The organism is Virgifigura deserti, assembly GCA_003576685.1.
GTDB lineage: Bacteria > Pseudomonadota > Alphaproteobacteria > Dongiales > Dongiaceae > Virgifigura > Virgifigura deserti.
This window is the reverse complement of record QOZR01000002.1, coordinates 196,982-216,505: the sequence shown is the minus strand read 5'-3', so window position 1 is coordinate 216,505 and position 19,524 is coordinate 196,982. Positions and strand designations below refer to the sequence as shown.

Annotated in this window: 18 protein-coding genes; 9 read left to right on the top strand and 9 right to left on the bottom strand. The window is 64.5% G+C overall.

The window, feature by feature from the left end:
- The first annotated feature begins 77 nt into the window (after positions 1 to 77).
- A complete protein-coding gene (locus tag DT069_RS04420) occupies positions 78 to 662 on the top strand; it encodes a TetR/AcrR family transcriptional regulator (RefSeq protein WP_425449995.1) in 585 nt (194 codons plus the stop codon).
- A 61-nt stretch (positions 663 to 723) separates the two neighbouring features.
- On the opposite strand, the gene DT069_RS04415 is transcribed toward DT069_RS04420, so the two are convergent.
- Positions 724 to 1,395, bottom strand: coding sequence for a hypothetical protein (locus DT069_RS04415; RefSeq protein WP_119459074.1), 672 nt, complete (start codon positions 1,393 to 1,395; stop codon positions 724 to 726).
- 491 nt (positions 1,396 to 1,886) lie between these two features.
- Positions 1,887 to 2,054 carry a hypothetical protein gene (locus tag DT069_RS24540; RefSeq protein ID WP_162912979.1) on the bottom strand — a complete coding sequence of 56 codons (168 nt, stop codon included), beginning with the start codon at positions 2,052 to 2,054 and terminating at the stop codon, positions 1,887 to 1,889.
- Positions 2,055 to 2,256: 202 nt separating this feature from the next.
- On the opposite strand from DT069_RS24540, the gene DT069_RS04410 reads away from it, so the two are divergent.
- Positions 2,257 to 3,144, top strand: a complete 888-nt coding sequence (locus tag DT069_RS04410) for a LysR family transcriptional regulator (RefSeq protein WP_119459073.1) — start codon at positions 2,257 to 2,259, stop codon at positions 3,142 to 3,144.
- Positions 3,145 to 3,476: 332 nt separating this feature from the next.
- On the opposite strand, the gene DT069_RS04405 is transcribed toward DT069_RS04410, so the two are convergent.
- Together DT069_RS04405 and DT069_RS04400 are read right to left on the bottom strand one after the other, a co-directional pair.
- Positions 3,477 to 4,043 (bottom strand): bactofilin family protein, encoded by a 567-nt coding sequence (locus DT069_RS04405; protein ID WP_119459072.1) that lies wholly within the window; start codon positions 4,041 to 4,043, stop codon positions 3,477 to 3,479.
- A 369-nt stretch (positions 4,044 to 4,412) separates the two neighbouring features.
- Positions 4,413 to 5,150 (bottom strand): sulfite exporter TauE/SafE family protein, encoded by a 738-nt coding sequence (locus DT069_RS04400; RefSeq protein ID WP_162912978.1) that lies wholly within the window; start codon positions 5,148 to 5,150, stop codon positions 4,413 to 4,415.
- A gap of 157 nt (positions 5,151 to 5,307) precedes the next feature.
- On the opposite strand from DT069_RS04400, the gene DT069_RS04395 reads away from it, so the two are divergent.
- The 4 genes from DT069_RS04395 (at position 5,308) to mdoH (ending at position 11,120) form a co-directional block, all read left to right on the top strand.
- Entirely contained in the window at positions 5,308 to 6,711 is a 1,404-nt protein-coding gene (locus DT069_RS04395; RefSeq protein ID WP_119459070.1) for an FAD-binding oxidoreductase, read from the top strand.
- 243 nt (positions 6,712 to 6,954) lie between these two features.
- Positions 6,955 to 8,517 (top strand): OpgD/OpgG family glucan biosynthesis protein, encoded by a 1,563-nt coding sequence (locus DT069_RS04390; protein ID WP_119459069.1) that lies wholly within the window; start codon positions 6,955 to 6,957, stop codon positions 8,515 to 8,517.
- Positions 8,505 to 8,978: a hypothetical protein gene (locus DT069_RS04385; protein ID WP_119459068.1), complete on the top strand. Its 474-nt coding sequence runs from the start codon at positions 8,505 to 8,507 to the stop codon at positions 8,976 to 8,978. Before DT069_RS04390 ends, DT069_RS04385 begins: the two co-directional genes overlap by 13 nt.
- A gap of 27 nt (positions 8,979 to 9,005) precedes the next feature.
- On the top strand, positions 9,006 to 11,120 hold the full coding sequence (mdoH, locus tag DT069_RS04380; protein ID WP_119459067.1) for a glucans biosynthesis glucosyltransferase MdoH: 2,115 nt from the start codon (positions 9,006 to 9,008) through the stop codon (positions 11,118 to 11,120).
- A 62-nt stretch (positions 11,121 to 11,182) separates the two neighbouring features.
- Here mdoH and DT069_RS04375 read toward each other — a convergent pair whose 3' ends face one another.
- Together DT069_RS04375 and DT069_RS04370 are read right to left on the bottom strand one after the other, a co-directional pair.
- Entirely contained in the window at positions 11,183 to 12,007 is an 825-nt protein-coding gene (locus DT069_RS04375) for a CE1 family esterase (protein ID WP_119459066.1), read from the bottom strand.
- Positions 12,008 to 12,085: 78 nt separating this feature from the next.
- Complete coding sequence (locus DT069_RS04370; protein ID WP_119459065.1) at positions 12,086 to 13,513, bottom strand: FAD-binding oxidoreductase; 1,428 nt, start codon at positions 13,511 to 13,513, stop codon at positions 12,086 to 12,088.
- A gap of 187 nt (positions 13,514 to 13,700) precedes the next feature.
- Between DT069_RS04370 and DT069_RS04365 the strand changes: the two genes are divergently transcribed.
- Positions 13,701 to 14,396 carry a winged helix-turn-helix transcriptional regulator gene (locus DT069_RS04365; protein WP_119459064.1) on the top strand — a complete coding sequence of 232 codons (696 nt, stop codon included), beginning with the start codon at positions 13,701 to 13,703 and terminating at the stop codon, positions 14,394 to 14,396.
- Positions 14,397 to 14,423: 27 nt separating this feature from the next.
- On the opposite strand, the gene DT069_RS04360 is transcribed toward DT069_RS04365, so the two are convergent.
- Genes DT069_RS04360 through DT069_RS04350 form a run of 3 tightly spaced genes read right to left on the bottom strand, consistent with a single transcriptional unit; the run spans position 14,424 to position 17,672 of the window.
- On the bottom strand, positions 14,424 to 16,715 hold the full coding sequence (locus DT069_RS04360; RefSeq protein WP_119459063.1) for a xanthine dehydrogenase family protein molybdopterin-binding subunit: 2,292 nt from the start codon (positions 16,713 to 16,715) through the stop codon (positions 14,424 to 14,426).
- 16 nt (positions 16,716 to 16,731) lie between these two features.
- Positions 16,732 to 17,184 (bottom strand): (2Fe-2S)-binding protein, encoded by a 453-nt coding sequence (locus tag DT069_RS04355; RefSeq protein ID WP_119459062.1) that lies wholly within the window; start codon positions 17,182 to 17,184, stop codon positions 16,732 to 16,734.
- Positions 17,185 to 17,234: 50 nt separating this feature from the next.
- Positions 17,235 to 17,672, bottom strand: a complete 438-nt coding sequence (locus DT069_RS04350) for a hypothetical protein (protein ID WP_119459061.1) — start codon at positions 17,670 to 17,672, stop codon at positions 17,235 to 17,237.
- Positions 17,673 to 17,894: 222 nt separating this feature from the next.
- Between DT069_RS04350 and DT069_RS04345 the strand changes: the two genes are divergently transcribed.
- Both DT069_RS04345 and DT069_RS04340 read left to right on the top strand, forming a co-directional pair.
- A complete protein-coding gene (locus tag DT069_RS04345) occupies positions 17,895 to 18,353 on the top strand; it encodes a DoxX family protein (protein ID WP_119459060.1) in 459 nt (152 codons plus the stop codon).
- A 176-nt stretch (positions 18,354 to 18,529) separates the two neighbouring features.
- Positions 18,530 to 19,372 carry a PRC-barrel domain-containing protein gene (locus DT069_RS04340; RefSeq protein WP_162912977.1) on the top strand — a complete coding sequence of 281 codons (843 nt, stop codon included), beginning with the start codon at positions 18,530 to 18,532 and terminating at the stop codon, positions 19,370 to 19,372.
- Positions 19,373 to 19,524: the final 152 nt, after the last annotated feature.

Genomic DNA, 19,524 nt, shown 5'->3' with positions numbered 1-19,524 from the left:
CATACGTTCACTAAAATGCAGCCTAAGCTGCCGCCCCGCCCTTGTCAATATTTCGTTGCACAGATATGATCACTGAAATGAAGGCGAGAAAATACACGCCCACGCGTCGCGCCGAGCAGCAGGAACAGACGCGCGCGCGGATCGTGCGGGCCGCGATGGAGTTGCATGAAGAACTCGGGCCGCGGGATACGACCATCAGCGCCGTCGCGGCGAGAGCGGGCGTGCAGCGGCTCACGGTCTATCGGCATTTTCCAGACGATGGCAGCCTGTTCACGGCCTGCTCCTCGCGCTGGCTCGAACTCAATCCGCCACCCGACCCAGCGCAGTGGCAGGATCTGGCAGAGCCGGCCGCGCGCTGCCGCGCCGCCTTCGCGGCGCTTCACGGCTATTACCGGCGAACGGAGCGAATGTGGAGCCGTGCCTATCGTGATGAGGAGGAAGTCCCGGCACTCAAGGCCGTGATGAGTGGGTTCGAGGCCTATCTCGATGCGGTTAGGGATGACCTATTGGCGACTTGGCCGTCGGCGCCTGCCACGCGCCGTCTGCTGAAGGCGACTCTGGGCCATTGCCTGCGATTTTCGACATGGCGGTCGCTCGATCAGGAAGGGCTGAGCGATGCCGAAATGGCAAGCGTGATGGAACGCTGGCTCGTCGCCCTTTAGCCCTGAATCGAAGAAGGTCCCGGCCACGCCGGGACCCTCCTTGCGATGCCGGAGAATGGGATCAGCGCGACCGGCGGTGCAGGATGCCCATGCCGGCCAGCCCAACAAGCAGCAGCCCGAGGGGCGCGGGAGCCGGCACCGTGCTCGGCTGGCCGGTTTCATAGGTCACGGTCAGGCGCACATTCGCCCGATCATCGGAATAGGAATTGCCAGCATAGGTATAGATATAGGTCTGATCGATGAGGCCTTGCAGGTGCAGGTTGAACCAATCGTCACCCGCCCCGACGGACGCCGCCAAGAGGCCGGTGATGTCGAGCGCATTCGATCCAGGGGCCACGTTGAAAATCTCGTCGCCATAGCTCACGCCGGGCGCATCCCACTGATAGCCGAGCGCGCCGGTACCGGAATAGCCGGTGACCTGGACGCTTTGTTGCCCAGCTTCGTCGCCATCCAGAATATCGAACGAAAGAATGGCGGAGCTGATGGAGGCCCCCGTCAAGCCGCCGATCCCGACCTGAGCATGGGTGCGGGAAAAGTTGCTTGTTTCGAGTCCGAACAGCGCGGCGAATTCGCTCCCGCCGTCCGCATACATGCCGACATAGCCGGTGCCGCTGAAGGTCAGCGAGGTATCCTCCGTGCTATATCCGTCCCAGGTGCCGATGAACGGCAGTTCATAGACCATAACCGCCGCATGGGCGGCGGAGCCGATAGCGAGGCTTGCATAGGCCGTCATCGCGATAGATGCCCAGAATTTTAAGCTCACAATATTCCCCCCGAAGGCCGCTGGACGAAGAAAAACTATTACCGTCGTCTATAAAGCAAAAAATATGCCAAATAAATTTCTCAAATTATATCAACATGGGTGCAGAAAGGCGCAGCCGAAATTGTAAAATTTCTCGACGCCATGAGTCGTCTGCTCATATTCCACTCGCACCTAGGCGCTTTCCACGCGCGTAGATCGTGAACAGCGGCTGGCTATAGATTGTATGGAGCGGTAAAGGCCGCGCCGGACTGCGCAGCAAAGGGCTGACAGAGCGTCAGGGGACGGCGGTCCTATCGGCCGACGAACCATACGGCGCGGCTCGAAGAATCGAGACGCAAAGTCACCTGCCCTGCGCAAGACACAACCTTGCCTTGCCCGAAGGCCCGAACATCAGGATTTGCTGGAAAGGCGCTGGGCAACGCGACCGGTGGCTGGTGCCCCCGGCTGCCCGGACGAGTAATCTAGTGCACGACGCCCCAGATAGCTCCGGCGATCGGAACGACAAAGCCGAGCGCCAGAACGCCCCAATAGATGACGCTCTGGATCACGAACCGTATTCCCGAATCCGCGCCCTCGACAATGTCATCGATATGCCGGGCCTGCCCAGAGCCAACCGTTTGATGCTGCATGACGCTCTCCAGTCGTTTGGGTACTCGATCACCGGGCCCCGCCGAAGGTCACGGAATCCGACGATTATTGCGGGCAGCTGCCGAATCGTGAGTAGCTGCTGCTACTGAATGTGAGAGACTGGAGAAGCGATAACAAACGAATATATCCCGAGTTTTCCATCGGAAACGCCGATATGACGAGGATGCGGCCGATGAGGACATCATGGAAATCTTGTTGATCCGGACGTTTTCGGAGGTGATCGCCACGGGGAGTTTCGTCGCTGCGGCCGAACGTCTCAATGTGACGCAGTCTACGGTCAGCATGCGCATCCGCGCCCTCGAGGAGCAGCTTGGCTGTCTGCTGTTCCTTCGCAGCAAGGCGGGCGCGCGGCTGACCCCGGCCGGAACGCAGTTCCAGCGCTATGCCCGGGGCATCATCCGGATCTGGGAGCAGGCGCGGCTCGAGGTGGCGCTTCCACCGGGCTATCGCGGGCAGTTGCGGCTGGGCGGCCAGTTCACCCTGTGGGACGGCCTGCTCCTGAAATGGCTGCATTGGATGCGAACCGCGGCGCCGGACATCGCCCTGCGGACCGAGGTCGGCCTTTCGCCGGGGCTGATGCGACAGCTTTTGGACGGCGTCCTCGATATCGGCGTGATGTATACGCCGGAAAGCAGCGCCGACCTCGTAGTCGAACGGCTGTTCGACGAGCGTTTCATTCTCGTCTCGACCATCGGCACGTCGACGGCGCCGTTCGAGCCCGGCTATGTCTATGTCGATTGGGGACCGGAATTTCAGGCCGCGCACGCGGCGCAATATCCGGACCTGCCGATGCCGGGCATGTCGACCAGCCTCGGCGCCTTGGCGTTGCGGTATATTCTGGAGAATGGCGGCTCGGGCTATTTCCCCGAGCGCGTCGTCCGCCCGTTTCTCCAGTCCGGCGCGCTCAAACGCGTCGCCAAAGCTCCGGTGTTCGGCCGGGCAGCTTATCTGGTCTATCCGGATGTGCAGGACAATGCGGCGCTATCGATCGCGTTGCAGGGCGTGCGCCACGTCGCTGCGTTGGAAACCGAAGACCAGTCGACGCCGCTCGATCTTCTCTCGACCGAGTAAGGCCATCGAAATTCATCTCATCCGCTAGTTGTTTTGTTGCTCTGCGTTCGATGCCAACGAATGGACCCACTCGTTGGCATCGATCCCCAGATGTTGCGATCCGACCTCTCGCACCCCGCGTTTCAATGGCCGGTCGCGACTGCGATGGTGCGTCCTGGCTCGATTCCTCGATCCACCCCTAGAGCCTGATCCGATCACATCGAACCGATGTGATCGGTGAATCAGTCTCTAGTTTTATGAGCTAGAGGACGATTCACCGATCAGGTTGGGTCAACCTGATCGGATCGTACTCTGGACGCACCTTCGTTTCAGCTCTTTGATCGGCGTCCGGGTCAGCCCTTGGCCGCCGCGGCGACGGCGGGCTTTTCCGCCTGCCACGCCGTTGTGGGCTTCTGGGTGGTGGCAATGGTCGGCTTGTCGGCCGCCGGCTTGTCCGCGGCCCGCTTGTCCGACGCGAGCCGGACGTCGCCGGCGATCTGACCGCCCGAGGCGATGACGATCTCGCCATAGCGGATCGAGCCGGAGACGCGGCCGGTCGCGTGAACCGACAGGCGCCCGCTGACCATCAGGTCCCCCTCGAACCGACCGCGGATGTCGGCGTTCTCCACCTCGGCGCTGCCGCTGAACAGGCCGGTCTCGTCGATCTCAATGACGCGGCTCTTCATCGATGCCTCGACGCGGCCCTCGACCACGAGCGTGTCGCAGGCCGTGATCTCACCCTTGAGGTGGATGTTGCGGCCGACGATCAGCTTGCTGCCTTCCGGTTCCTTGGACTCGGACTCGGTTTGCGGCTTCGATACGGACTCGGTCTGCGACTTCGATGACGCGGTCGGAATATCGATTCCTCTCTGGCCGAATTCCGGCCGCGGGCCGGTCTGGCCGACTCTGAAATCTGCCATTTTCGCTCCTTCGTTGTTCGGGTTCCTGTTCACTGCGGCAGTTGCATTCGGCACTCCGCCCGCCCTTGAGGGTTCCGGCCTCCTGTCGAGGCGGGACGCCCTGTCGGCAGCGGTTGGCTCGGTTCGATTCTCGGTTTTGCTTCGGAACAGCATAATGGATGTGACCTCTCGCTCAGCGACTGACTCGTCCTGTTGACTGACTCGTCCCGTTGCTACTCGTTGCCGCGCGGTAGATCCCCCTGCTCAAGACATGGCCGCTCGCTGGAAAGATCCTGCAGGCCGTAGCGGGTGCCGAGGGTATGTTGGTCATTATCGCGACATCGGTGATAATGTTGTGACAAGTTCTCGCGCCGATGTCCATCATTGGAGCTACACTGCAAGACTCATGACGGCGACAATCGTCAGCACGACGAGCGCGACCGTACGATAGGTGCGATCGTTGGCGCGACCGAACATCCGCGCGCCGATCCAGGCGGCAGCGAGATAGAGCGGAACGAGCAGCAGCGCCTGACGAAGAATATCGGCAGTGACTCCGCCTTTCCACCAGAGCGCGGCGATGGCGAGAATGTCGATCAGCGCGAAATAGACGATGAAGCTCGCGCGGACGCGCGGCGCCTCATCGGGACCGGACAGATAATAGAAGATGATCGGCGGCCCGCCCATGCCTGAGGCGCCGTTCAGCAGGCCGCTGCTCGCCCCTGTCGCGAGCGTGGCGAGCGGCTTGGGGCGGCCGGTGTAGCGCCAGCCGAAGGAGAGCATCGCGACGAAGGCGAGCACCGCGATGGAGATCGCCCATCGCATGATCTCGGCGTCGAGCGAGAGCAGCAGCCAGGCGCCCATCGGAACGGTCACGGCGGCCGCGATCGTCAGCGTCGCGATCCGCCGCCACTCGACGAGCGGCGCGGCGCCCGGCATCAGCGGCGCGGTAAGGATCAGCTCCATCAGCAGGCCTATCGGTACCGCGGCGGCCGGTCCATAGATCGCGCTGAAGGCCGGCGTGATGATCATCGCCGAGCCGAAACCGGCGAAGCCGCGCACGACGCCGGCCAGCGCGACGGCGCCGCCGGCGAAGACGAGGTGCCAGCCGACAAGGTCTTCGATGACCAAGAACGTTCCCCCTGGCTCGGCGCCGGACTGGGGCGAGCTGGCGAGGACTATAGCCTGAGTAGATCAGGATTCCATCATCTTGTCGGGTATCTTGCCGAGGCCCGAGCGAGGGTCTACGCTTTCCGGCCGTGTTGTTTGATCGGAAGACGTCGGTGGCATGATGACTCGGCAAGCCAACCTCCCGCCGACGCCGGTTTCGAGCAGGCTGATCGAAGCGCTCCGCGACCGGCTCGGCGATCGCCTGTCGACTGCGGCGGCGGTGCGCGAGCAGCATGGCCGCGACGAGTCCTACCATGCTCCGCACGCGCCCGATGCCGTCGCCTTCGCCCGTTCGACCGAGGAGGTGCGCAAGATCGTCGAGATCTGCGCCGCCCATGGGGCGCCGGTCATTCCGTTCGGTACTGGGACGTCGCTCGAGGGCCATGTTGCCGCGCTGAGAGGCGGCGTCTGCATCGACCTCAGCCAGATGAACGGGGTCCTGACGGTCAATGAGGGCGACCTCGATGTGACGGTGGAGGCGGGCGTCACCCGCAAGCAGCTCAATGAGCATTTGCGGCATAGCGGCCTGTTCTTCCCGATCGATCCCGGTGCCGACGCGTCGCTCGGCGGCATGGCGGCGACGCGGGCTTCGGGCACCAACGCGGTGCGCTATGGCACGATGCGCGAGAACGTGCTCGGCTTGACCGTGGTGCTGGCCGACGGACGGGTGATCCGCACCGGCGGACGCGCACGGAAATCGGCGGCGGGCTATGACCTGACGCGGCTGTTCGTCGGGTCGGAGGGGACGCTGGGCGTCATAACCGAGCTGACGCTCCGGCTCTACGGCGTTCCGGAGGCGATCTCCGCTGCGGTCGCTTCCTTTCCGACGGTGGAGGATGCGGTGAACACCGTGATCCTGACGATCCAGTCGGGCGTGCCGGTGGCGCGCATCGAGCTGCTCGACGAGATCCAGATGGAGGCGGTCAACCGCTATTCGAAGCTCGACTATCCGGTGCAGCCGACGCTGTTCTTCGAGTTCCATGGGACCGCGCGCGGCGTAGTCGAGCAGGCCGAGACGGTGAAGGGCCTCGCCGCCGAGTTCGGCGTCGGCGACTTCCGCTGGGCGACACGGCCGGAGGATCGCAGCCGCCTATGGCAGGCGCGGCACGACGCCTATTACGCCGCGCTGGCGCTCCGGCCCGGCGCGAAGGGATGGGCGACGGATGTCTGCGTGCCGATTTCCCGGCTAGCCGAGTGCATATCGGAAACCAAGGCGGATATCCGGCGGTCGAACCTGCTGGCGCCCATCGTCGGCCATGTCGGCGACGGAAACTTCCATCTCGTGTTCGTCGTGGATCCCGACGACCTTCGGGAGATGGCCGAGGCGAAGCGACTCAACGATCGCATGGTGATGCGGGCCTTGGCACTCGGCGGCACCTGCACCGGCGAACATGGCATCGGTTACGGCAAGATCGATTTCCTGACGGCGGAGCATGGCGACGCGGTCGGTGTGATGCGCCTGCTTAAGATGGCGCTCGATCCAGACAACCGCATGAATCCGGGTAAGGTCGTCCGCCTGTAACGCCTGTCGGAACTTTACCGGCGGTCGATAATAGGAAAATATGCTCTTTAACGAACATTGCTGGAACACCAAATGTTCCAGGGCGTTAGAAGCCGTGGTCATTCTTGAGGTGTGTCAGATCGTGGCGGTCATGTAGGGGTGCGCGTTTCGGAAGCCAGAGTGTCATGCTTCTGCCGCAAATTTGCTGTTCCGTGGATAACCCCCAAGATGTCCGTACCACAGGCTTAGAGCGAAAGAGCAATCTTGTATCGTAGAGACTTTCTTGCTGCCTCGCTGGCGGTCGCGCCGTGGCTCGTCGCCGGCATGTCTGCGCCCCTGTCACCGGCGCTCGCCGCCGGTCCGCGTATGGCCGAGCCGCAACCTTTCTCCGTCGGCTGGCTGCGTGAACGCGCCCGCACGCTCGGTGCCGCGGCCTATGAGGCGCCCGGCAACACGCTGCCGCCGCCGATCGCCGATCTCAGCTACGACGAGTTCCGCGATATTCGCTACAGGCCCGAGCGGGCCCTGTGGCTGGATGCCGATCTGCCTTTCACCGCGCAGTTTTACCATCTCGGCTCCTACTACAGAACGCCGGTCCGGATTCACGAGGTCGTCGACAACGTTGCCCGCGAGCTCCAGTTCTCGCAGGAGCTGTTCAATTATGGGGACAACGGGTTCGAGGAGCCGCTGCCTGCCGATCTCGGTTTCGCCGGCTTCCGGCTGCATTTCCCGATCAATCGACCGGACTACCGCGACGAGGTCGCGGTGTTTCTGGGCGCAAGCTATTTCCGCGCCGTGGGCCGGTATCAGCAATATGGACTGTCCGCCCGCGGCTTGGCGATCGACACCGGCTTGCCGAAAGGAGAGGAATTTCCGGCGTTTCGCGAATTTTGGCTCGAACGACCGACTCCAGGCGGAACCGAAATGACGGTTCATGCGTTACTCGACAGTCCAAGCGTCGCCGGTGCCTATTCCTTTGTCATACGTCCGGGAGAAACGACAGTGACCGAAGTGTCGGCGGCTCTCTTTCCCCGCCAACCGATCGAACGGCTGGGAGTGGCGCCGATGACGAGCATGTACCTGTTCGGCCCGAACGACCGTGTCGGGGTGGATGACTTCCGGCCACAGGTTCATGATTCAGACGGGCTGTCGATCTGGCGCGGGTCCGGCGAGTGGGTCTGGCGACCCCTGGTCAATCCGCAGCGCCTGCAGCTCAGTGTCTTCGGCGATCAGAACCCGCGCGGCTTCGGCCTATTGCAGCGGGAGCGGGACTTCGAAGGTTATCAAGACCTGGAGTCGCATTACGAACGGCGGCCGAGTGTCTGGGTCGAGCCGGCCAATGACTGGGGAAGGGGCGCCGTTCTTCTGATCGAGCTTCCGACCGATGAGGAGATCCACGACAACATCGTCGCCTTCTGGGTGCCGGAGGAGCAGATCCTCCCGGGCACGGAGTGGAACCTGGATTACCGGCTGCACTGGGCTCGCATCGCGCCGCAACGGACGAATCTGGCGGAAGTCGTCGCCACGCGGGTCGGGAGCGGTGCGACCCCGGGCGCCGACGACGAGGAAGGCCTCCGCAAGTTCGTGATCGAGTTTGTCGGCGGACCGCTCGCATCGCTCGATGCGAAGGCGGTGGTGGAGCCGGTCGTCACCGCTTCGAAAGGCGAGCTTCTGAAGCCGGTGGCGCATCGGAACCCCATGACCGGTGGTTGGCGCCTGTTCTTCGATTTCCGCCCGGAGGGGGAGGGTCCGGCGGAGTTGCGCAGTTTCCTCAAGCTGGGAGAGTCCGTGTTGACGGAAAGCTGGAGTTATCAATGGACGGCGTGATCGTGGAACGGCGGGTGGATTCCGACGCCGTCCAACGGTTGCGAACATATTTCCTGGGCTTTGGATTCGACGAATCGGTGGCGCTCGAACGGTTGATCGAGCGGGCTCTGGCGGCGCTCGATCCGGCCGAGCGGGCCGAGGACGTCGTGGCGCAGATTCGGCGGCGGGTCGAAGTATGGTTCATCGACAGCCTCGGCTTGGCCATGGCTGCATCGGTCGATGCGGAGGCGATCGGCCGCGTGGCTTTTCTGCTGTCCGATGCGGCACAGCGGTGGCCCCAATATTTCCTTGATGCCGAAGCACCGCCGGTCGAGATGATCGACGCCCTGCGTTTGGCCGCCCCGCTCCCAATTCCGCACCCGGCAGTGACGATGCCGGAGCAGAATTTGAGCCCGGTCTGGTCGCTGGGTCCGGTGCGCCAACTTCTGCGCAGGCCGGCGAGCAAGGCGCCGCAGGCCTGAACACCAGGAATTGCCTGAGAGTCGAGAATGGTACCCACCTCGTCTAACGGTTCCGAGGGCGGCTGGCAGGGTTCGGCCGCATCGGCCTGGACTCGTCGTTTGCTGGTTTTCGGCGCAACCGGCCTGTCCATCGTCGCGGCTACGCGCGCCATGCATGCCGTACTTAGCAGCGGCGGCCTGACCGAATTGGATGTTGTCCTGCTCGCGCTGTTCACGATCAGCTTCGCGTGGATCGCGATCTCGTTCTGGAGCGTCACCGCCGGGTTTTTCGCTCTGATGGCCGGCCGGCAGACCGCGGGGCTGGTCATGCCGGCCGGGGTCATCCCCGGAACGGAAGCCGCAGAGGAAAAGGGGCCCCCGCTCGCGACCCGCACCGCCATCCTGATGCCGGTCTACAATGAGGACCCGGCCCGGGTCACGGCGCATCTCCAGGCGATGTACGAATCGCTCGCCGAGACCGGGCATCTCGACAGCTTCGATTTCTTCATTCTGAGCGACTCGACCGACCCGGCCGTCTGGGTCGCGGAGGAGATGAATTGGCTCTCCTTCTGCCGCCGGGTCGGAGGGCAGGGGCGAATCTTCTATCGCAAGCGTCGACGCAACACCGCCCGCAAGGCTGGCAACATCGCCGATTTCTGTTGTCGCTGGGGCTGTCGCTACGACCATATGGTCGTGCTCGACGCCGATAGCATCATGGCCGGCGAGACGCTGGTCGCGATGGCCCGCCTGATGGAGGCCAATCCGCGCGCCGGAATTATCCAGGCGCCGCCGGTGACGGTCAACCGCAACACGCTGTTCGCCCGCTTCCAGCAGTTCGCCAATCGCCTCTACGGTCCGGTATCGACCGCCGGCTTCGCTTTCTGGAGCCTCGGCGACGGCAATTACTGGGGCCACAACGCGATCATTCGCACCCGGGCCTTCATCGAAAGCTGCGGCCTGCCGACGCTGTCGGGCCGCCCGCCCTTCGGCGGCCACATCCTCAGCCACGATTTCGTCGAGGCGGCTCTGATCCGTCGGGCCGGCTGGACAGTCTGGCTGGTGCCGGAGCTGGGCGGCAGCTACGAGGAATGCCCACCGACCGTGATCGACTATGCCAAGCGGGACCGGCGCTGGTGCCAGGGCAACCTGCAGCATTTGCGCGTGCTGCCGGCGCAACGGCTGCGCTTGCTCAGCCGGCTGCATCTGGTGATGGGGGTGATGTCCTATCTCGCTTCGCCACTCTGGCTGGCGATGATCGTGATCGGGCTGCTCGCCGCCTGGCAGGAGACGCTGACGGAACCGACTTACTTCGCGTCCTACGAGACCCTGTTCCCGATTTGGCCGCTCATCGACCAAGGGCTGGCCAAAAGCCTGTTCGCGATCGTCATCGGCATGCTGTTGGCGCCGAAGCTCTACAGCCTCGTCCTGCTGTTGCGTTATCGCGGCGCCGCCCGCCGCTTCGGCGGATTCGGCCGCGCGACCCTCGGCGTGGTGCTGGAGACGGTGTTCTCCGCGCTGCTGGCGCCGATCATGATGCTGTTCCACAGCGGCTTCGTCGCCAGCATCCTGGTCGGACGCGATACGGGCTGGGGGGGGCAGTGTCGGGACGACGGCGGCATCGGCTGGGGCGAGGCGCTGCGGCGCCATGGCGTCCACAGCCTGATCGGCCTCGCTCTGGCAGTGGTCTCGTACTGGATCGAGCCGGCGCTGCTTCCCTGGATGATGCCGGTCGTCATCGGGCTGGTGCTTGCGGTTCCGCTGACCATCCTTTCCGCGCGCCAGAGCCTTGGCCGGTGGACGCGGCGCCGCGGCCTGTTCCTGATCCCGGAAGAGACGGAAACGATGCCGGTGCTGCGCCGCGCCGCGGAACTGGCCGATAGCATCGAGGGCGCGACCGTCTCGTCGGACGGTGCCGTCGCGGCGGTCGTCGAGGATCCGCTCGTCAACGCCCTCCATATCGCCCTGCTGCCCGGAGACGCGACGCCGACCGCGGCCGAGGAGGCTGCCTTGGCCTCGGCTCGGCTCAAGCTCGCGCAGTCCGAAGGTGACGGTCCCGACCCCGCGCTGCTGACGGTGCCGGAGCAGATGGCGGTCCTATTCGACCCGCCGACGCTGCGCGCGCTGCAGCAAGACCGTCTGCAGGACCGGGCCAAAGCGGCATAGGCATCATGCCGATGCTTTAGGGGCGGGTGTCACATCCGCCCTATTCCGTCAGGGTGTCGCCATCATTCGAGTTCGGCGAAGAAGGTCATCGCGGCCCGCTCGGCCCCCTCCGGCCACCCATGGGGATAGTCCCGGCTTGCTTGCGTGTCATCCTGGCCGTAGAGGCACCAGATAACCGGGTTTCGATTCTCGCGCGTCCCGAACCGTTCACAGGCAAACGGTGCCGCATAACGCTCTATCGGCTCTCCGGACAGATCGTTCTGGACGAGCAGGGCCTCGAGGGCGGCCCGGCCCTCCGAGATCGGCACCAGCCGGTCCTCCGGGTTGTGAAGCAGCAAGGCCGCGGTTTGGCCCGAGCAGTTCACCTCGCTGATTCCCCCGGCCACGGTCGCGATGCCTCGCAGAAGGTTCCCGCGCGCGCAGGCCAGGCTGTTCACGAAGGAGGCACCCAGAGAATGGCCGACCGCGAAGATCTCGTCCATCGCGATGCAGTACCGGCCGGCGAACCGATCGACGACCCTGTCGAAGAGGGCAAGGTCTTCCGGCAGGCGCCACACGAACGTTCCGTCCTCCTGCCGCAAGGCCTGCGGATAGACGAAGATCGTGCCGTCCTCGTCCACGGCCTCGAGGCCATAATATCGGCGCGCTCGGGTGGCCGGGTTTGTTCGTCCGTGGAAGGCCAGGACGAGTCGATAGGCGCGCTCAGGGTCGTATCCGTCCGGAACGAAGGCAATCAGCACGCGGCTCACGCCGCCAACGTCGATGCTTTGCGGTGGCGCGTCTGGCGGCGGGCGCCCGCAGCCCGCCGACCGCCCGGGCGTTTCCGCATTGGCGGACGCGCCGGCGAGGGCAGTCAGCAGGGCGATGACGGCGGAGGTCCGGCGCATGCCAGACAAACGCCGTGCCGGGCGCGCGGTTCACTCGGCTCCGATCCGGCGCGGACGGCGCGCCGGATCGGGGGTCGTCTACGCTGCCGCTTTGCCCGGGATATTCTGGTTGAGGCGGAACAGGTTCTCCGGGTCGTATCGGCGCTTGATGTCCGCCAAGCGGTCGTAGTTTCCGCCATAGGCCGCCGCGACCCGCTCCTCGTCCTCGGTGATGAAGTTGACATAGACCCCGCCAGTGGCGTGTGGTGCGGCGGCGTTGAAGAACTCACGAGCCCACGCGATGCACCGCTGGTCCTCGGCCGGATCGTCCCACCGGGTATGGACGTTCATCACGAAATCGGCATCCCGGTGGGGATAGGCCATAGCATCCGCCGCCACCCGTTTGGTTGCCCCGCCGATCTGGCCGATGAAGATCTCGCATTGCGGGGTCGGCAATTGCCCGGCATATCGAACGGTCAGGTCGATGGCCTCGTCGTCGAGTTCCGTGAAGTTATGGGACTTCCAGTAGTTGCGCGCACCCGGCGTCAGCAGGGGATCGAACGCCGACTGCCAAGCGGTGTAAGGCATAATGTCGACATGGGTTCCGACCGGCTGGCCAAGCGCCATCAGCGGCTCGATCGCCTTCTGGCCTTCGGCAGGGTCGCCGGCATGGCAGAGGGCGAAGACCACGACCTCCTTGCCATGCACCTCCGGCGGCAGGAACGGCAGAGGCGGCGCCTTGCGCAGCACGACCCAGCAGGACAGGTCGTCCGGGCTGTTGGCGGCGAAATCGCGATAACGGCGCAGCAGGTCGCCGGCCCCCTCGAACGGATGCACGATCAGGCCTGCGAGCACATCCGGCCCGACCGCGTGCAGCCGGAATTCGAACGACGTGACGATGCCGAAATTGCCTCCGCCGCCGCGGATGGCCCAGAACAGCTCAGGGTGCTCCTGCTCGCTGGCATGCATCAGCTCGCCGGCGGCGGTCACCACATCGGCCGCAACCAGATTGTCGATGGTCATGCCGTATCTGCGCGAGAGCCAGCCGAAACCGCCGCCCAGGGTCAGCCCGGCGACTCCCGTGGTCGAATTGATACCGAGGGGCGTGGCGAGACCAAAGGCCTGGGCTTCCTTGTCGAACTCGCCGAGCGTCACGCCCGGCTCGACGCGCGCGGTGCGGTTCGTCGGGTCGACCCGCACCGATTTCATTGGCGTGAGGTCGATCATCAGTCCGCCGTCGCACACGGAACTGCCGGCAATGTTATGGCCGGCCCCACGGACCGATGTGAGCAGCCGGTGCTTGCGAGCAAAGCGCACGCATGCCAGCACATCGGCCGCACCGGCGCACTGGACGATGAGGCCGGGGCGCCGGTCGATCATGGCGTTCCAGACCTGCCGCACCTCCTCATATTCCGGGGATTGGGGCCTGACCACAGTCCCACGGAGCTGTGACCCCAACCGATCGATGGCTTCGTCGTCCATCGGTCGGCTCTGTCCGTCCAGGGTTCGCAACGTCAACTCCGTCATGGTGCTTTGTCTCCTGTAAGCGTATTTCTCCTGTCGGCTCGACAGTCGTCGTGCCTGGACTGAGCATGCGCCTCCATTGCGACTCGCCTCAAGTTCACGACCTGTACTAGGCTTGCGGCGATGCCCAAGTCGCCCGACAGGGGGGCGCTATCTGTTTACAGGGCATCCAATAATCAGGAGGCAGGGAATGGAGACGCAAAGCTACGGCCAGTTCTGTCCGGTCGCCATGGCGGCGGAAGTTCTTTGCAACCGATGGACGATGATTGTGGTGCGCGAGCTGGTCGCCGGCAGTACTCGGTTCAACGAGCTGCGCAGAGGTGTGCCGCGCATGTCGCCGGCTTTACTCTCCAAGCGGCTGAAAGAACTGGAGGAAGCCGGCGTGATCAGCCGTGTCCGGGCGGGCGAGCCCGGCGTCCACGAATATCGCCTGACCGAGGCGGGCCGCGACCTGCGCCGGGTGGTGGAGGCGGTGGGCGTCTGGGGCCAGCGCTGGGTTCAGTCGCAGCCTAGCCTGCGCAATCTCGACCCCAGCCTGCTGATGTGGGACATGCGGCGAAATCTAAACCCGGCGCCCATGCCTGATCGGCGCTGCGTGATACATTTTCTGTACCCGGAACTTCAGCCAGCCAAACGTCATTGGTGGCTGGTCGTGGAGCCGGGCGAAGAAGTCGATCTGTGCTCGGTGGATCCTGGCCTGGATGTCGATCTTTACGTCGTGACCGACCTGCGCACCATGACCGCGATCTGGATGGGCTTGGCGGACCCCGACGAAGCCGCGGCGGAGCGTATGCAGATCACCGGGCATGACGGACTCGCCCGCTCCATGCGGACATGGCTTGGCCTCAGTCCGTTCGCCGCGGAGAAGAAACGGGTCGCCGGGTGAACGCGGACGCCGCGTGCCCGCCGTGGCTCAGCTCCTGAGCTGATTGCGGATCGGCAGGTTGCGGATGCGCTTTCCCGTGGCGGCGAAGATCGCGTTCGTCAGCGCTGGCGCGAAGGGCGGAACGCCGGGCTCGCCGACGCCGCCGGGCGGGATGTCGAAATTCTGCTCCGCCAAATGGATATGGATCTCGCGCGGCGCCTCGTCGATGCGGGCGACCTCGTAATCGTCGAAGTTCCCTTGTTCGACCCGGCCGTCCTTGAAGGAAATCTCGCTCTTCAAGGCCAGACTCAGGCCATAGATGCAGGCCCCCTCCATCTGCGAGCGGATGCGGTCCGGGTTCACGTAAGCGCCGCAATCGACGGCGACGTCGACGCGCGGTATCGACAGGGCCCCGTCCTCCTCGACCCGCGCCTCGACGACCGTGGCGACATAGGTGACGAAGCTTCGATGCGCGGCGATGCCGAGGCCATGCCCCGGCGGCAGCTCGCGCCCCCAGCCTGCTTTCTCGGCCGCTACCTCGACCACCCGACGCAGACGTCCCGTGTCGATCGGGTACACCTCCAGCGACTCGCCGTAGTTCCAGAGCGAGTCCACGGACCGAAGGTCAGCTATCCGTGCCGGGCCGATCAGCTCCAGCAGGTAATCCTTCTGATCCTTGCCGGCCGCCGCGGCGAGCTCTCCGGCGAAGGACTGGATCGCGAAGGCATGCGGGATGTTCGAGACGGACCGGAACCAGCCGATACGTGTGTGCGCCGCCGCCTCGCCGTTCTCGCAGCGGATGTTCGGAATCGCGAAGGGCAGATCGACGAAGCCCATGCCGAGTTCGAACGGCGCCTCATGCTTCGGGTCGGGAACGAAGATCGACCCGATGGTCGGTGCCACGCTCCGATGCCGCCACGCGACGGGCTTGCCGTCCGAATCCAGCCCGGCCTCGATCCGCTCGACCGAGACCGTGTGATAATAGCTGTGACGGATGTCGTCCTCGCGCGTCCAGGTCACCTTAACGGGCGCACCGCCCATCGCCTTCGACAGAAGCGCCGCCTCGGCGACGAAATCGGGCTTCGACTTGCGCCCGAAGCCGCCGCCGAGCAGCGTCTGGTTGACCGTCACGTCCTCGATGGGGAGGCCAAGCCTTTCCGACACCTCGACCCGCGTCGCCTGTGGCGCCTGCACGCAGGCCCAGACGTCGCATTTCCCGTCGACGATCCGCGCCGTGGCCGCCGGCGGCTCCATCGGCGCCTGGGCGAGATGAGGCATGTAATATTCGGCTTCGATCGTCGTTGCGGCCTCACCGAACGCCGCGTCGACATCGCCATCGTCGCGCACGATCAGAGCAGGCTTGCGCGCCGTTGTCTCGAGTTCCTTTCTGTAGGCGCGCGAGTCGTATGACCCGTTCGAACCGTTGTCCCAGGTGACCTTGAGCGCGTCACGGCCCTGGATGGCCGCCCATGTGTTGCGGGCGATGACGGCGACGCCGCCCAGCGGTTGGAACTTCGACGGCGCCTCCACGCCCCCTTCAAGCTCGATGATCTTCTCGACGCCGGGGACCTTCATCGCCTCCGCGCTGTCGAGTGACGCGACCTTGCCGCCAAAGACGGGCGGCCGGATGATCACGGCATACTTCATGCCCTCCAGCCGCGTGTCGATCCCGTATAGGGCGCGGCCGGTCGTGATGTCGAAGCCGTCGATGATCGGCATGTCCTTGCCGATATAGCGGAACTGCGAGGGGTCCTTCAGGCGGATCTTGTCTTTCTCCGGGACCTCTAAGGCGCTTGCGTCGGCCGCAAGCTCACCATAGCCGAGCTTGCGGCCGGACGGCTTATGGGTCACCTCGTGGTTCTTCGCCTCGACCTCGTCGGCGGCAACGCTCCAGCGCGCGGCCGCGGCGGCTTCGAGCATCATCCGCGCCGCAGCGCCGGCCTCCCGCATCGGCTGCATGAAGTGCCGCGTGCTGCGCGACCCGTCGGTGTCCTGATTGCCGTATTTGGGCTCGTCGCCGGGCGCCTGGACGACGCGCACCCGCGACCAGTCCGCCTCGAGCTCGTCGGCGACGATCATCGGCAGGCCCGTGCGCACGCCTTGCCCCATCTCCGCGCGATGGCTGACGATGGTCACGCCGCCATCCGGGTCGATCGAAAGGAAGACATGCGGATTATTGACCGTGCCGTGCGGCATCGCCGCGGCGCCATAGACCGGCGTTTCCTGAGCGGACAGAGTGCGAATTGGCAGGATCTGTGCGGCGAGAACAAGACTTCCGGCCGAACCGAAGCCCTTGAGCAGGCCGCGGCGGCTGATGTTCGTGATGCTCCACTCAGTCATGTCAGGCTTCCTTGACTCATGCCTCTTGGGCGGCTTGCTTGATGGCCGTCCGAATGCGCGTATAGGTGCCGCAACGGCAGATATTGCCCCACATCGTGGCGTCGATGTCTTCGTCTGTCGGTTCCGGCGTCTGGTTCAGCAGGGCGACCGCCTGCATGATCTGGCCGGTCTGGCAGTAGCCGCATTGCGCGACCCCGAGGGTCCGCCATGCCTTCTGAACCGGATGATTCCCGTCAGGGTGAAGGCCCTCGATCGTCGTCACGGTCAGGCCTTCCGCAGCGCTTACCGGAGTCACGCAGGAGCGGACGGCTTCGCCGTCGAGGTGGATCGTACAGGCGCCGCAGGCGGCGATGCCGCAGCCGAACTTCGTACCGGTCAGACCCAGCTCGTCCCTGAGATACCAGAGCAGGGGCATCGAAGGATCGCCATCGAACTGCTGATCCTGACCGTTTACCTGCAATTTGACCATTGAGCTCTCCGAGAATTTGCCGGCCCCGCCTGCCTCATGCACAACCGATCTCAACCGGCATTGGGCGGGGGCATGATGACATAGAGAATGTTTTTGATCACGAGATCCGAGCCGGGGTTCTCGACCTCGCCGCTGTCGTCCCACTCGAAGACGATGACCCTCCCGGCCAGGTGCTGCAGCGACATCGGATTGCCGGCCTGCACAGGACGCCGGTGCGTACCCTGCATCTCCTCCTCGCTCGAGGAGATGATTTCGATGTTCCCGTCAGAAAGGGGGATGCCGATCCCGCAATTGCCGGCCGGACACCAGATGACCTCCGGACAGGGCAGCGAGTAGGTGCCCTGGGCACAGATCCGCTCCGCCGTGTCTTGAGTGCCTTGGTCCTGTGCTCTGGCGCTTCCAAAGCCGATCGTCCCAAAGCCGATCGTCCCAGAGCCGATCGTCAGGGCGATCGCGCAGGCGGTTCCGACCGTGACCCTCTTCATCATTCTACCTTTGTCTCACCAGGAAGCGGCGTCAGTCGTTCGTAAGTCATTAATGAGGTTGTTGGAGAATGGTTCCGCAGGAGTCGAGGCAAGAGTTAACCGCGGTCTTCGTGCCTCGCCCGCAGCGCTTGTGCCGGTGGCCGAGTCACCGCATAAGATGCTGCCGGCCGCCTCGTCAGCGAGGCGGTGAACACCCCGGTTGAAAGCTTTCAGCGGAGAAAGAGAATGTCTGCAATAGATCCGGTTCAAGGGCATGGAAGCCGGCTTATCATTCCGGCGCTCGGCAATGTCTACTCCGGCTTGGCCGGCCTGTCCGAAGCCGTCTTGCGTGCGCTCGCCGGCCTCGCGCTCGCCACGCATGGCTATGGCAAGATCATGGATCCGTTCGGCAATATCGGCATGGTCGAAAGCCTCGGTTTCGTGCCCGGCGAGATCTGGTCTCCGCTTCTGGCCGCGACGGAGTTCTTCGGCGGCCTGTTCCTGGCCGCCGGCTTCCTCACCCGTCCGGCCGCATTGGCCACGACGATCGTGCTTCTCGTAACCGTCTGGGTCCACTGGGCCGTGCAGGGGCAGGGCTATCCCGGCGCGGAGAAGTCGATTCTTTGGGCGGCCATCTGCTTCTTCTTCGTGATCCACGGCGCCCGGCGCTTCTCGATCGATCGAATCATCGGCCGCGCGTTCTGATCGGGCGACGGCTCGCGCAGAGCGGAACCGCGACCGTCACCTATGATCCCAAGGCCACGCTGCGGATGACGCATTAGGGCCCGAGCCTTCGGAGACTGCCGCTTCCAGGTGGGAACCTTCCCATTGGCGCCTCGTTTCCTAAGCGAAGCGAGGCAACGGCGGGCATGAGGCACGGAATGAGCATCCACCGGTTCACCGACGTGGTCGTCTCCGCAACGGACCGCGCCCGGCGTGTGGCTGAGGACCCGAAGCCAAGAGCGGCTGAAAAGATGCTCGTCGTCGTTTCGGCGCTCGCTTTCGGCGTTTCGGGGCCTGCCGTCGCGCAACAGGGAGACGAATTTCTTGGGCCAGATGTGTTCGAAGAGCAGTTGGAGACGCCCGAGATCGAAGACCGTGGCGAGGTCACCGATATCGAGAGCTGGGGATATGATGCGCTGTATGACTCCGGCTGGCGCGCGGGTGAACTGATCGAGACTTCGGTGCAGGGCGGCGACGGCACCGTAATCGGGGATGTGGAGGACCTTCTCGTCGAAACCGAGGGGGCACTCGCGGGAATCATCGTCGAGACCGGCGGCGTTCTCGATATCGGCGATACGCATCTCCTCGTCCCGTGGTCCGACGCGGAGGTTGCCGCAGACATGGCGACGGTGTCGATTCCCGTGAACGAGGAGAATGTCGACGACTTCGATCTGATCGACGGCGACGAGTCCGTGGACGAAGCAATCGAGAGGACGGGCGGCTGGCAGGCCGCGTCACTGATCGGCGGCGATGTCGCCGCGACCGGCCTCTCCCACTACGGCACGGTCGAGGATCTGATCTTCAGCCGGAAGGGAAAGCTGATGGCCGTGGTCGTGGATCCGGACGATGTCGTCGACGAGGGCGGACCCTATGCCTTCCCTTATCTCGAAGACGCCTACGATCCGGTGTACAACGCCTATACCGTTCCTTACACGCCGGAGCAGGCCGCCCGCCTGCAGCCGTTCGACTACGGTGCGATGGATACAGCCTCGTCCGAATGAAGGCGAGGCGCGATCTGTCCCTGGGCCGGTGGCTGCGCGGACCGCTAGTCACGCTGAGGGTGTCGCGGTTGTGCGCCACGGCCATCGGCGAAGCCGAGATCCCGCTTAAGGTAATCCGGAAGGCTGTCCGGGTCGATTCTGGGAACGGCCCT

Excerpts from the sequence above, each read along its gene's own strand:
- DT069_RS04340 (WP_162912977.1), top strand. The coding sequence starts at position 18,530 with ATGAGCATCCACCGGTTCACCGACGTGGTCGTCTCCGCAACGGACCGC.
- DT069_RS04395 (WP_119459070.1), top strand. The coding sequence starts at position 5,308 with ATGATGACTCGGCAAGCCAACCTCCCGCCGACGCCGGTTTCGAGCAGG.
- DT069_RS04385 (WP_119459068.1), top strand. The coding sequence starts at position 8,505 with ATGGACGGCGTGATCGTGGAACGGCGGGTGGATTCCGACGCCGTCCAA.
- DT069_RS04405 (WP_119459072.1), bottom strand. The coding sequence starts at position 4,043 with ATGGCAGATTTCAGAGTCGGCCAGACCGGCCCGCGGCCGGAATTCGGC.
- DT069_RS04350 (WP_119459061.1), bottom strand. The coding sequence starts at position 17,672 with ATGATGAAGAGGGTCACGGTCGGAACCGCCTGCGCGATCGCCCTGACG.
- DT069_RS04420 (WP_425449995.1), top strand. The coding sequence starts at position 78 with ATGAAGGCGAGAAAATACACGCCCACGCGTCGCGCCGAGCAGCAGGAA.
- DT069_RS04370 (WP_119459065.1), bottom strand. The coding sequence starts at position 13,513 with ATGACGGAGTTGACGTTGCGAACCCTGGACGGACAGAGCCGACCGATG.
- DT069_RS04375 (WP_119459066.1), bottom strand. The coding sequence starts at position 12,007 with ATGCGCCGGACCTCCGCCGTCATCGCCCTGCTGACTGCCCTCGCCGGC.
- DT069_RS04345 (WP_119459060.1), top strand. The coding sequence starts at position 17,895 with ATGTCTGCAATAGATCCGGTTCAAGGGCATGGAAGCCGGCTTATCATT.
- DT069_RS04410 (WP_119459073.1), top strand. The coding sequence starts at position 2,257 with ATGGAAATCTTGTTGATCCGGACGTTTTCGGAGGTGATCGCCACGGGG.
- DT069_RS04365 (WP_119459064.1), top strand. The coding sequence starts at position 13,701 with ATGGAGACGCAAAGCTACGGCCAGTTCTGTCCGGTCGCCATGGCGGCG.
- mdoH (WP_119459067.1), top strand. The coding sequence starts at position 9,006 with ATGGTACCCACCTCGTCTAACGGTTCCGAGGGCGGCTGGCAGGGTTCG.
- DT069_RS24540 (WP_162912979.1), bottom strand. The coding sequence starts at position 2,054 with ATGCAGCATCAAACGGTTGGCTCTGGGCAGGCCCGGCATATCGATGAC.
- DT069_RS04415 (WP_119459074.1), bottom strand. The coding sequence starts at position 1,395 with ATGACGGCCTATGCAAGCCTCGCTATCGGCTCCGCCGCCCATGCGGCG.
- DT069_RS04355 (WP_119459062.1), bottom strand. The coding sequence starts at position 17,184 with ATGGTCAAATTGCAGGTAAACGGTCAGGATCAGCAGTTCGATGGCGAT.
- DT069_RS04360 (WP_119459063.1), bottom strand. The coding sequence starts at position 16,715 with ATGACTGAGTGGAGCATCACGAACATCAGCCGCCGCGGCCTGCTCAAG.